10 protein-coding genes are annotated in these 12548 nt (G+C 40.2%); 4 read left to right on the forward strand and 6 right to left on the reverse strand.

Features of this window, described 5'->3' with window-relative positions; translation table 11 throughout:
- Positions 1-10 precede the first annotated feature (10 nt).
- Positions 11-1090, reverse strand: a complete 1080-nt coding sequence (locus QUE03_RS16975; RefSeq protein WP_286263145.1) for a hypothetical protein — start codon at positions 1088-1090, stop codon at positions 11-13.
- Positions 1091-1665: 575 nt separating this feature from the next.
- On the opposite strand from QUE03_RS16975, the gene QUE03_RS16980 reads away from it, so the two are divergent.
- A complete protein-coding gene (locus QUE03_RS16980; protein ID WP_286263146.1) occupies positions 1666-3204 on the forward strand; it encodes a methyl-accepting chemotaxis protein in 1539 nt (512 codons plus the stop codon).
- A 123-nt stretch (positions 3205-3327) separates the two neighbouring features.
- Here the strand turns inward: QUE03_RS16980 and recA are convergent, their stop codons facing one another.
- Positions 3328-4350 carry a recombinase RecA gene (gene recA, locus QUE03_RS16985; protein ID WP_286263147.1) on the reverse strand — a complete coding sequence of 341 codons (1023 nt, stop codon included), beginning with the start codon at positions 4348-4350 and terminating at the stop codon, positions 3328-3330.
- Positions 4351-4687: 337 nt separating this feature from the next.
- Here recA and mutS point away from each other — a divergent pair, with 337 nt between their 5' ends.
- Positions 4688-7252 (forward strand): DNA mismatch repair protein MutS, encoded by a 2565-nt coding sequence (gene mutS, locus QUE03_RS16990; RefSeq protein WP_286263148.1) that lies wholly within the window; start codon positions 4688-4690, stop codon positions 7250-7252.
- Between the two features lie 2 nt (positions 7253-7254).
- Complete coding sequence (locus QUE03_RS16995) at positions 7255-7689, forward strand: hypothetical protein (RefSeq protein WP_286263149.1); 435 nt, start codon at positions 7255-7257, stop codon at positions 7687-7689.
- A gap of 16 nt (positions 7690-7705) precedes the next feature.
- Here QUE03_RS16995 and QUE03_RS17000 read toward each other — a convergent pair whose 3' ends face one another.
- Complete coding sequence (locus tag QUE03_RS17000) at positions 7706-8479, reverse strand: L,D-transpeptidase family protein (RefSeq protein ID WP_286263150.1); 774 nt, start codon at positions 8477-8479, stop codon at positions 7706-7708.
- A complete protein-coding gene (locus QUE03_RS17005) occupies positions 8476-9903 on the reverse strand; it encodes a C40 family peptidase (protein ID WP_286263151.1) in 1428 nt (475 codons plus the stop codon). The genes QUE03_RS17000 and QUE03_RS17005 overlap by 4 nt, the downstream gene beginning before the upstream one ends.
- 97 nt (positions 9904-10000) lie before the next feature.
- Between QUE03_RS17005 and QUE03_RS17010 the strand changes: the two genes are divergently transcribed.
- Entirely contained in the window at positions 10001-10702 is a 702-nt protein-coding gene (locus QUE03_RS17010) for a M15 family metallopeptidase (protein ID WP_286263152.1), read from the forward strand.
- Between the two features lie 12 nt (positions 10703-10714).
- On the opposite strand, the gene QUE03_RS17015 is transcribed toward QUE03_RS17010, so the two are convergent.
- Positions 10715-11698 carry a 5-oxoprolinase subunit C family protein gene (locus QUE03_RS17015; protein WP_286263153.1) on the reverse strand — a complete coding sequence of 328 codons (984 nt, stop codon included), beginning with the start codon at positions 11696-11698 and terminating at the stop codon, positions 10715-10717.
- Entirely contained in the window at positions 11698-12483 is a 786-nt protein-coding gene (pxpB, locus tag QUE03_RS17020) for a 5-oxoprolinase subunit PxpB (protein ID WP_286263154.1), read from the reverse strand. The genes QUE03_RS17015 and pxpB overlap by 1 nt, the downstream gene beginning before the upstream one ends.
- Positions 12484-12548: the final 65 nt, after the last annotated feature.

Raw genomic sequence — 12548 nt, forward strand, 5'->3', positions numbered from 1 at the left:
AGCGACAAATTTATAACTGTTGTTTTTTATCTATCGCTAGCCATAAAGCTTTGATATTGGCTTTTGATGTCTGTTCAAAGTTTGCTAAGCCATCGGAAGGCCATACTAGCGACAACATCAATTTTTCAAGCCGGTCATTTTCCAGATATATATGACTAAAGCGAGGATATTCCTTTGACATCTTCGCTAGGTGAGCAGACATCATGTTCATAACATTTAAATGACTTTCTTTACTTTGCATCACTATTTTTTTTGCTACCGGCTCAACTTTCTTTGACCAGACCTCATCTAAACTTTGTCGTCCTAATTGATTACTTAACAATGACAATAAGTACTTATTTTGTTCACTCATATGCTGAAACGCGGCAATGAGTTGCTTTTTGTAAAGCCATAGCAGTACTTGAGCAATATCCTTATTTTCCTCAGAATATGCTTTTTTATCGATAACATTGTCATTTGTCGTAATGGCATTTAATGCGACGATTGACGTAATAACTTGTTCATTTAGCTGAAATTGCGTAGCAAAGTTTTTCGCTATGGCTTCGATTTGAAAACCATTTAAACTTTTATCACCATGGACACTATTGAAGGATCGGATGTACTGAGAGAGCAATAAATAAGGCTTAATATGTTCAAGCTTCATATTAGTTTCGTAAGTGTTAACGTGGCTGGGTGTCGTTTTCATTTTATCGACTAAAAATTGCTTTTCTTGCGCAAGGGCAGCTAAATTTTCCTTTATCACACTAGCCAGCTTTTCTTTATCTGATATATATTTACGAATAAAACTAAAGGATGAATTATTCGGTGAGAATTTGATAATCTCCTTTAGAGTATCATCACTTATACCCGTAAGGTTTTTCGGTTTATCCATTATCTGTAAAAGAAAAGGTAATAATTTTTCTTTTTGTGCAGCAAGGTCACCATAGGTCTCGATATCTAAACTTGAAAGCTCATCAATAAAACGCAGTTGTTCAGTTAAATTTCCTGAAGACAGCGCCGATTGGTAATTACTCTCTGCTATTGGTGTTTGAATTGCATCGCAACCGGATAAAGCAATAATCGATAAAAATAGAATTAGAACGTTCTTCATTGGACTCTTTTTAGTTAGGTATGTCACAAAAAGCTGCGCAATCATAAGTAAAATAATAACAAATAAGTAGTTTTTTATTATTTTTGTTTTTACCTTACATATAGCCCTTGTCCATTGTTATTGACACTCTAAAAAGCTATCTCTGTTTCAATCCCTTTGTTCTCTCCCCAACTAATGAAAGATTTGTTGCGTACGGTTCTTAAATTTAACCTTACTTTTATAAATCAAAGAATTAAGTTCGCTACACTTTGAAGTTAGTAACTAATAGCTATTAAAAATGTCAACGCATACATTTACGCGGTATATGGACTGACAATCGCTATGTAAAATACCAATGTTCAGAAATACGCGTTTAATGGATTGGTTTATACCATTTAAGAGTAACAAGTCTGTATCAACCTAACGAGATTGAATATGGTGTCCTATACTATGTACTGACAGCTATAAAACGACTCTCATATTAATGATTTAAAACAATATATTATTAGTGCTATTGATTAATTTGAAAGGATTATTGCTCGATCAATAGATGTAAGTTAAGGGGTATTACATGGAGGTATATTGAGAGGTTTTAGATGAGCAAAGAAGAACTATTTTCAGATCATGAAATATTACTATCAACGACAGATTTAGACAGTAATATAAAGTACGCAAACAAAAGTTTTTGCAATATTGCAGGGTTTTCTTTAGAAGAAATGAAGGGCAACCCACACAATATGGTACGCCATCCCGAAATGCCTAAGGCTGCCTTTAAAAATATGTGGGAAACAATTAGAGCAGGCGAATCTTGGATGGGTCCCGTCAAAAACCGATGTAAAAACGGGAATTATTATTGGGTTAATGCGTTTGTTACCCCGATAAAAGACGAGTCTGGTCAAATACACGAATATCAGTCCGTTCGTACGCTACCGGACCGAGAGTTAATATCACGTGCCGAAAAACTCTATGCGCAACTGAATCAAAATAAGCCACCTCTACAACTGAAATTTCAAACGGATATTACTGCATGGCTCCAAATAGCGTTACTACTAATGGTAGTGTTATCAGGCATGCTTATTTTTATGGGGAGTAACCTTTTAGCAAGTATCCCTTTATGTTCCGTGTCATTAGTGAGTAGTCTGTTTTTTTATCAATGGCGCATGAAGTATAAAGTCGTCGTCAGTAATGCAAAAAAGATCTTTGATAACCCATTAATGAGTTACCTATATTCAGACAACAATGACGACATCGGCGCTATAAATCTCGCACTTCAAAAGAAAAATGCAGAAATTAAAGCTATCGTAGGCAGAGTCAGTGATGATTCTGAGTCCATAGTTGATACCGCAAGCCAGTCTGCAAACCGCGGTAGCGATGTCGCAAATATTTTAGGCGAACAACGCGCACAAACCGAGCAAATTGCCACAGCTATTAGCCAAATGTCTTCAACCATACAAGAAATAGCTCAAGTGGTCACACTGGCCTCTCAATCGTCTCAGCAAGGGCTAGACATTAGCCAAAGCGGGCAGTCTGTTGTTGCAAAAACTGTAGATTCAATTAATGAGCTTTCCAGTCAACTAACAGAAGTAGACGCGGCAATAAATCACTTAACTAACGGTAGCCAAGCAATCGAAACTGTTTTAAGTGAAATCAGCAGTATTGCTGATCAAACCAACTTATTAGCACTAAATGCAGCGATTGAAGCAGCGCGAGCCGGCGAACAAGGACGAGGATTTGCGGTTGTTGCTGAAGAAGTAAGAGCGCTTGCAATGCGTACTCAACAATCGACAGAGGAAATCAGCAAATTACTCACTCAATTAAGAAATGAGTCAGAGCTTGCCACGAGCGCAATGACTCGCGGTAATGAGCTGTCAAAAGTGTGTGTAGGGCTTGCTGAAGAAACAGGGAATTCACTGTCAAAAATCAATAACGAAGTGAATGAAATTGCAAACATTAACATACAAATAGCGACCGCTGTTGAGGAACAGTCGGTTGTTGCTGAACAGGTCAATCAAAATATCGTTACTGTGAGTGACATGTCAGCAAAAAGTGAAGAGCATGGCCGTGAAGCAGTTAGTCTAAGTGACAATTTACTTAAACGCCTTCATGAGCAAAAAGGGTTAGTATCACAGTTTTAAGATTGAAATGACTGAAGGAAGATTGTCGCCACATGATCTATCCCTGAATCTTGTTGAATGGCTAAACAAAAACACCGACATTTCGTCGGTGTTTTAATATTAGAATTCTTCTTTTAAGAGCGCTTATTCAGTAACCGCTTCAGCTTGATTACTTGATGCTTTATTTAAAAATATTTCACGTAAGCGGTCATCAATTTCTTTCGCCATTTCCGGGTGTTCTTTCAAGTACTTAGTAGCATTGGCTTTGCCTTGGCCAATTCTGTCGCCATTGTAGCTATACCAAGCGCCGGCCTTCTCAACCATTTTGTTTTGTACGCCTAGGTCAATTAATTCACCTAAGCTGTTAATGCCTTCACCATACAAGATTTGGAACTCAACCTGTTTAAAAGGAGGAGCAATTTTATTTTTAACCACTTTAACACGAGTTTCATTGCCGACAATTTCATCGCCCTGTTTAACCGCGCCAATACGTCGGATATCTAGACGAACAGAAGCATAGAATTTTAATGCATTACCACCAGTAGTTGTTTCTGGGTTACCAAACATCACACCAATTTTCATACGTATTTGGTTGATGAAAATCATCATAGTATTCGATTGTTTCAAGTTACCCGTTAGCTTACGCATTGCTTGTGACAACATACGTGCTTGAAGACCCATATGTGAATCACCCATATCACCTTCGATTTCTGCTTTTGGTGTTAATGCCGCAACCGAGTCAACAACAATCACATCAACCGCGCCTGAGCGAGTTAACATGTCACAAATCTCTAGCGCTTGCTCACCAGTATCCGGTTGAGAAACCAAAAGCTCATTGATGTTTACACCAAGTTTTTCGGCATAGATTGGGTCTAAGGCATGCTCAGCATCAACGAATGCACAGACTTTACCGTTACGTTGCGCTTCAGCGATAACTTCTAACGTTAGCGTTGTTTTACCACTGGATTCTGGACCGTAAATTTCAACAACACGCCCCATTGGTAAACCGCCAGCACCTAGTGCAATGTCTAGTCCTAATGAACCTGTCGAAATCGTTTCAACATCCATGCTGCGGTTTTCACCTAATTTCATGATTGAGCCTTTACCAAATTGACGTTCAATTTGACTAAGGGCAGCAGAGAGTGCTTTTTCTTTATTATCGTCCATTTATCGCTCCGGATAATTTGTTAACTTCGTTTCAATGATTGCAAGTATACTGTATGACCGTACAGTATCAAGTTTTTTTATAATTTTTTTTATTCCACAGAGTTTTTTCAATTGACGATACTTTTTAGCCATTGATATAAAAGGGAAAAATTGGACTCGATAACTTTTTCAAAAATCACATCAAAAAGTTATACTTTGGAAAGAAGACGTCAATAGCACAATTTGTACAGTAGTTTTTTTCTAGCGTATTTTGATAAAAATAATTGAGTACCTGTCATTCCCTTATGGCATAATCAACGCATTAATTTATCCCTCATTCACAGCGCTAAAATAATCGATGACTAAAGCAACTCCAGATTTATCAGCTCACACCCCAATGATGCGTCAATACCTCACCATAAAGGCAGAATTTCCCAATATCTTGGTGTTCTATCGCATGGGTGATTTTTACGAGTTGTTTTTTGATGATGCAAAAAAAGCATCAGATTTAATGGATATTTCCCTTACTGCTAGAGGAAAAAGTGGTGGCAATGCCATTCCTATGGCCGGCGTACCCTATCACGCGGTGGAAACTTACTTGGCTAAGTTAGTTCAACTTGGCGAGTCGGTTGCCATATGTGAACAAGTCGGCGATCCAGCGACAAGTAAAGGGCCGGTAGAACGTAAAGTTGTACGTATAGTAACGCCGGGGACTGTCAGCGATGAAGCGTTGCTAAACGATAGGCAAGACAACTTAATTGTAGCTATTTGCGAAACCAAGCAGGGATTTGGCTTATCGTATTTAGACATGACCAGTGGCCGCTTTGTGATTACAGAGCCACAATCACAAGAACAACTACAAGCAGAATTGCAACGACTGTCGCCAGCGGAACTTCTATACCCTGAAAATTTGTCCTGTCCACAACTATTGGATAACTACAAAGGTTTACGTCGTCGTCCTGAGTGGGAATTTGAGTTCGATACCGCGACAAAATTACTCAACAAGCAATTTGGCACAAAAGAATTAGCTGGGTTTGGTGTCGCTGATAAAGTACGTGGTATTTCTGCTGCTGGTTGCTTATTTCAATATGTGCAAGACAGTCAACGAAGCGCCTTACCGCATATTCGCTCAATAATTTGCGAATCTTCTCAGCGTGGCGTGATTTTAGATGCTGCAACACGTCGTAACCTAGAGCTTACTCAAAACCTGCAAGGTGGCTTCGAAAACACACTAGCCTCCGTGTTAGATAAAACAGCGACAGCCATGGGTTCTCGTTTGTTAAAACGCTGGCTGCATTTTCCTCTGCGCGATATCAATGTGCTGCACCAACGCCAAAATGCGATTTCGTCTGTCATTCAAGATGAGCTATCGTTTGAATTACACAGTTGCCTTAAAGGCATTGGTGATATTGAACGCATCGTGGCACGTATTGCCTTGCGCTCTGCTCGTCCTAGAGATTTCGCCCGATTACGTAACGCCTTACAGCAACTACCGCACCTGCAAGAATTATTGACACAAGCTCAAGGCGAGCACTTGACGGAAATTGCTCAGCACACCTTGCCAATGACAGATGTTCAACAGTTGCTAGAATCAGCGATTATTGATAATCCACCTGTATTGATCCGTGATGGCGGGGTAATCGCACCGGGCTACCATGAAGAATTAGATGTTCTAAGAGATTTAAGCCAAGGCGCCACTAACTTTTTAGAGCAAATTGAACAAAAAGAAAAAGAGCGTACCGGCATTCCTACCTTAAAAGTGGGCTATAACAAAGTACACGGGTTCTTTATTGAAGTGAGCAAGGCACAAGCAGGACAAGTACCTAACGAGTATATACGTCGTCAAACACTAAAGAACAACGAGCGCTTTATCACCGAAGAGCTAAAAGCACACGAAGAAACTGTATTAAGCGCACAAAGCAAGTTCTTAGCCCTTGAAAAGCGTTTATATGAACAGCTATTTGATCAAGTATTACCGCACTTAGTAGATCTTCAGCAACTTGCAGACGCCATTGCTGAACTGGATGTACTAAACAACTTGGCTGAGCGCGCAGAAACACTGAGTTATGTTAAGCCGATAATTGTTGATGAAAAAGGCATTAACATTGAAAGTGGTCGCCATCCAGTGGTTGAGCACATGACCGATGAAGCGTTTATCGCCAACCCTGTTGTACTTGATAAGAACAGAGAAATGCTCATTATCACTGGGCCAAACATGGGTGGTAAATCGACCTACATGCGCCAAAACGCCTTGATCGTATTAATGGCACACATTGGTGCCTACGTGCCGGCAAATGCAGCGAAAATCGGTTTAGTTGATCGCATATTCACAAGAATTGGTGCTTCTGATGATTTAGCTAGTGGCCGCTCAACCTTTATGGTAGAGATGACCGAAACAGCCAACATTCTCCATAATGCCACTGAGCGCAGCCTAGTGTTGCTCGATGAGATTGGCCGTGGTACCAGTACATACGATGGTCTTTCTTTAGCGTGGTCTTGTGCTGAAATGCTGGCGTTAAACACCAAAGCATTCACCCTATTTGCCAGCCATTATTTTGAATTGACCTTACTTGCAGAGCAAATTGACACCTTAGCGAATGTGCATTTAGATGCGATAGAACATGACGACAACATTATCTTTATGCATACAGTGCAAGAAGGTGCAGCTAGCAAGAGTTTCGGGTTGCAAGTGGCGCAATTAGCCGGCATTCCAAAACCTGTAATCACGCGAGCAAAACAACGCTTAGCCGAACTAGAAACACAAGCGCCGCCAACGATTGCTAGCGAGCCAAAAGCTTTTGAACAACTGGCCTTAATGGATGTTGAGCATCCAGTGGTTGAACAGCTTAAACATATCGATGTTGATGACTTATCGCCACGCCAAGCACTTGATTTACTGTACAAACTTAAAAAAGAGTTATAACAATGCCTATTTCAAGTGATTTACCTATAACCATCAATGCTGATCAAGCATTGATTCAGTCGTTAGGATTATCAGGTGGATTGCTTGAAAAACTTGAAGCATGGGCAAACTTTTCAACGTTAAAAGCCAATTGGTATGGCGATGACAGCAAAACTATCTCAATTAAAGTTACGTTGGTCAGCCAAGCGTTTTTTGAGCAACATTTCCAATTGAAAACAAATGATAAGTGGCAACTTAATACTCAAAGTAATACCGCTTTATCTAGCTCAGCCAGTCAAAAAAAACATAGCGTATTTATGGCGCTGTTAGACATCAGTGCCACGGCTAATAGTGCTAAATGGGTTGAGTCAAACATCCAAGGACAACTACAGCATCAACTGCAATTGTTTTTGAATGAACTTGCACAATCTCTCGGCCTTGATCCTGTCATTGACTAGACAACGACCAACAGACCTAGAACAATTCAAGTTTGGGCAAATCCCATATCGACTGAAATTTCTGGTACTGCCTTTTAGTTAAGGTCACCAATACTGGCTGTTTGCTGGCATCTAACCATGCGAGTAAACGATCCATTTGCTTTTCAGGCATGGCTGTACAACCTGCTGTTGGTTTGTGTGAAGCCCGCCAAATATGCATAAAAATACAACTGCCGTTCGGTGCAATATTATTGGGGTTGTGGTGCACAACAATGCCCTTTTTATACAAATGATCATTGCTATGGATATCACGGCGCATAGGCTCAGAGCTGCCTTTTACCGCTGACTTACCTACGTCATCAGTAGAGACTATTTGGTTGTATAAAGGAGAAGCAACAACATCCATACAATAGTCATTTGCTGTCATTGGAGTGTATTTAAGTTGTGTATTTAAGCCACTAAGATAGCCAAAAGCATCGCCTAAACGAAAAACCCCTGCCGGCGCTTTGCCATCACCTTCAACTTTCTGATTACCCGATTGTTCAGGATGCAATCCTTGTCCCCACGCAATACCCGTGCGGCCAACAACAATACCCGTTTTGATGCCCTGTGCTTGCCACTGATTGTTAGCCGCTAGTGTAAAGGTGGATAGCTTTCCTTGTGTAGCTTGTTCATTTTCAGTAATAACGACCACCAGTTGTTGAGTTTTTTCATTCAAAATGGAATAACGATTTTCTTTAGCATTCAGCCCAATATGAGCAAACAATAATAAAAAAGCCACCCCCAACAACACTCCTTTGCAATTGCTCATTTACCCAACCTCTGAATGTTATACATAGTAGAAATATAATGTGTAAACGGTAAGATTGGCGTAACAGATACACCATTGAGCACACCTTTAACTTGAGTAGCGCTTTCTTTAGCTACGTTATCCGTTTGATACTGTAAGCCGTACACATCATGAATAATAAAAGGCTGTTTCGCCTCATCATAACCTATGACCATAGCGACATGGCCTGACAAATAAATTAAGTCCCCCACTTCTAATTGAGCTAATGCATTTTGCTTAACTTCTATCGAATCTTGTTTTGTAAATCGCGTATTGATGCCAATCTCGCCATAGCCTTGCTGGCTAGTATTTCTCGGCATGTGCAAACCAAAGGTTTTAAAAATTTCACCGATAAAGCCGCTACAGTCACGGCCATTAAAATCATGCCCCCAACCATAGCGTTCACCTAAGAATTTGAAACTTTGTTTGATCACATTAGAATGACTAAAAGGTAAATAACCTAAGTTCACGTCAGCCGATTTTGCAATGAGTGCAGGTACTATGGCTAGCTTGCCGGTTGGCAAACGAGATGGCAGTATAACAACATGACTAGCATAAGGGTTCTGACCCGATAGTTGGTATTGCGCAAATTCCTCATGGGAAAGCAGTGGCAAACTAACCCCCATGTCTAATTGAAGTTCAGAAACTTGTTGATGACTAGGGTTGTAGTTGGTGAATACTTTAGCTCCCGTAACAATGAGCCTAGATTTTTGCGATATATATTCATCGACTTGTGCTTTGCTACCTATCGCTATCGCAGAGGTTTCCAGCCACGCACGGTAATGGTAGTTTTGTACAAATGCCCATTTTTTGTCTTTGCTGTAATGCAGCACTGCTACTGCTTCTCCTGGAAATACCGCTGTTTCTTGAAAACGGTCCAGATCCGTATTGATGTCTTTTTTAAATACTCTGTCTGTCGTTGGAAATGTACGTAGGCTGGCCCTTTTAGTGACTAAACCAAACGCTATGGTTTGTTGTTTGCCAATATCGGTTAATGCCATTTTGTCGATATAATGCTGATAATCTTTGGCGCTGAGCTGTTGTTTATTTTGATAATAACGAGGCGCGCTTGCTGGCTTACTGATGCGATTAATCATCGCTTTAATTTTGCTTCCTTGTATTTGCTCAGAATACGTCAGTGGATTCTTTAAATAGCGCTGTGAGTCATACTGTTTTTGATTATATCTGTTGATTTGTTCACGCGATAACATTAAGTCATCAACAGAGGTATTTTTAGTCGAAGATGCCTGATTCTTTTGAGTCAGCCAATATTCCGGTGTTAGTTTTTGCTGCGTAACCTGTGGCACGTTGGTGAACAAAGAAGGCGCTGTGTTGGCAAGAGCTGTATTGGACAACAGTAGTGCGCTTGCAAATAGGCTAATAAACTTAACAGTAAATGAGTGCATTGTTTTTAATAATTATGGGGAGAACGATATTAGCTTCATCATCCATAAAAATTAGCGTAATGTAAAATCAATGGATAACTTAAATATTTAGGATGATATGACGAATAATTCAATACCGTTAATTTTATTTGCGGCAGCGACAATGCTAATGCTCCCCAAAATAGCATTAGCGCAGCATGAAGATAAAGATCAATTTATCGACATACAAACAGTACTTTCCACACTGAAATACGACATTAAATACTACAGTAATGACAATTTTGTTGGTACACGCATTAACGGGTATCAAGCGGAAAAATGTTTTATTGATAAGCGTGCTATCGCCGATTTAAAAAAAGCATCCGACGCTTTGAATCAGCAGGGTTTTCGTTTTAAGTTTTTCGACTGTTATCGTCCTGAACGCGCCGTTGCACATTTTATGCATTGGGCCAAAGATCTCACGGACCAAAAAACCAAGACGCAATACTATCCCAACATTGATAAAGACACGTTAGTTGGCCCTTACATTGCGGAAAGGTCAGGCCATTCTAAAGGCTTTACCGTCGACTTAACCATTGAAAAATTACAAAACGGTAAGTGGACAGAGGTCGATATGGGCAGCGCTTTTGATCTATTTGATGAAAAATCTCACACCCTATCCCCCTTAATTAGCAAGCAACAACAGCAAAGCCGACTCTTTTTAAGAGATCATTTAGCACAGCACGGTTTTAAGAACTATTCGTTGGAATGGTGGCACTATACCTATAATAAAGTGCCAAAATCACAAGCAAGCGAAGCTTATGACTTTGTGGTGAAATAAACAGGAAAGGCGTTAGCCACTAGAAGGTTGAAAACGTTTTAACTGTATTGATTGGCGTTGACTTTGAGCCTCTATCAGCAGTTGCTTTGCATGCTCAGCGGTTATTTCTACAAAATTAATTTTCGCTCCCTGACCACATTGCGCCAATTTGTCTCCATCCAATGAGAAAATGCTACCAAGTTTAGGGTAGCCCCCTAACGTTTGGCGATCATTGAGTAAAATAATCGGTTGGCCATCTGGCGGAATTTGAATAGCACCATAGCAAATGCCTTCAGATTTCAACGCCTGTACGTTTGAGTGAATTTGAACTCCGTGTAATCGATAACCCATACGATCAAATTGCTTTGACACTAGGTATTCATTGTTGAAAAACACGTCACGTTCATTTTTTTCAAACGCTTGATATTGATAACCTAAAACAACCCGAATAGTCACCGTTTGGTGATAACGAGGGATATCCATCACGCCTAATGCAAAGCATTTAACATGAGTAGTTTTCTTTTCACCATTTGTTATTGTTGATAAAAGATCACAACCGAGTTCGTCGCCTACTTTCAATGCTTGCCCGTTTAGTCCCCCCAATTGCTCTCTTACCACGGTTGAACAACTACCAAATTGAGGCTCAAACTTAAACCCTCTGTGAACACCAAAATAGGATCTAAGACCCGATTTAGCATAGCCCACTGCTATAACGTCGCCAGATTTCACCTGATGAGAACACCAATTCCGCTGTAATTGGCCATTGATAGTTAACGGCATATCTGCCCCAGTAAGACAAATTACCTGCTCACATAGACTGTGCAATTTTAGTCCGCCAAAGGTAATTTCAATACACGCAGCATTTTGTTCATTTTGCAGCATTCGGTTTAACCAATAGTAGGCTTGCTTATCCGCAACGCCCCCGGTAGTGACACCTAAATGCGCGAACCCCACTCGGCCATTATCTTGAATAAGGCTATGTACTCCCGGATGGACAACCTTGAATTTCGACTGCATTAATTGTCTTCCACCATGTATTCATCAAGCTTACCACCCAACTCTATAAACTGCTGTTTATCAATGGCTAAAAATTTCACTTTATCCCCCACAGAAAGTAATGAGGGCTGCTCAGTATTGGGATCAAAAAGCGTTGTTGGACATAAGCCGATAATGTTCCACCCGCCTGGAGAGACTTGTGGATAAATTGCGGTCTGATTATTTGCGATAGCGACAGCGCCTTTTGGCACTTTTGTGCGCGGGGTGTTAAGTCTTGGCGTGATGATTTTTGGGTCAACATCACCTAAATATGAAAACCCTGGCGCAAAACCAATTGCTTGTACGGTGTAAGTTGGTCTTTGGTGTATTTTAATGACATCCTCGATCGATATCTTTGCCTGTTGTGCAATGCGCGATAAATCTGCCCCAACACTTGAATGATAGTAAACAGGTAGCGTCACTTCCTTAGCACTATCAACATCAAATAATGTCACCTCTGCTGCAAGAGCATGAATTCGCCGCGACAATGACAAATGATCAACTTTAAACAAATCAAAGCTGATCAACATTGACTGATAGGACGGTACAACTTCTGTTATCACTGATGAAAGGTGTGCAGCGAGTTTTTTAGCGAGTGCTGCAATAAGTTCACTAGTATTTCCACCTTCATATTCTGCCATGGTCAAATAGAGGATAAGCGCACTTTCTCCAGCAATTTCTGTGCTGATGTAATTTGAAAGGTTTAAGGTCGACTGGCTCATGAATTCAGCGGCTTGAATGTAAAAATATAAAATAACAAAAGGCATAAATTTAATACACCTTTTCTATGATGAGGTTGCGGGTTTCCTATCTAAGTATTCATTTGTAGCAC

It is taken from the genome of Thalassotalea atypica (assembly GCF_030295975.1).
GTDB lineage: Bacteria > Pseudomonadota > Gammaproteobacteria > Enterobacterales > Alteromonadaceae > Thalassotalea_F > Thalassotalea_F atypica.

Excerpts from the sequence above, each read along its gene's own strand:
- QUE03_RS16975 (WP_286263145.1), bottom strand. The coding sequence starts at position 1,090 with ATGAAGAACGTTCTAATTCTATTTTTATCGATTATTGCTTTATCCGGT.
- QUE03_RS16980 (WP_286263146.1), top strand. The coding sequence starts at position 1,666 with ATGAGCAAAGAAGAACTATTTTCAGATCATGAAATATTACTATCAACG.
- recA (WP_286263147.1), bottom strand. The coding sequence starts at position 4,350 with ATGGACGATAATAAAGAAAAAGCACTCTCTGCTGCCCTTAGTCAAATT.
- mutS (WP_286263148.1), top strand. The coding sequence starts at position 4,688 with ATGACTAAAGCAACTCCAGATTTATCAGCTCACACCCCAATGATGCGT.
- QUE03_RS16995 (WP_286263149.1), top strand. The coding sequence starts at position 7,255 with ATGCCTATTTCAAGTGATTTACCTATAACCATCAATGCTGATCAAGCA.
- QUE03_RS17000 (WP_286263150.1), bottom strand. The coding sequence starts at position 8,479 with ATGAGCAATTGCAAAGGAGTGTTGTTGGGGGTGGCTTTTTTATTATTG.
- QUE03_RS17005 (WP_286263151.1), bottom strand. The coding sequence starts at position 9,903 with ATGCACTCATTTACTGTTAAGTTTATTAGCCTATTTGCAAGCGCACTA.
- QUE03_RS17010 (WP_286263152.1), top strand. The coding sequence starts at position 10,001 with ATGACGAATAATTCAATACCGTTAATTTTATTTGCGGCAGCGACAATG.
- QUE03_RS17015 (WP_286263153.1), bottom strand. The coding sequence starts at position 11,698 with ATGCAGTCGAAATTCAAGGTTGTCCATCCGGGAGTACATAGCCTTATT.
- pxpB (WP_286263154.1), bottom strand. The coding sequence starts at position 12,483 with ATGCCTTTTGTTATTTTATATTTTTACATTCAAGCCGCTGAATTCATG.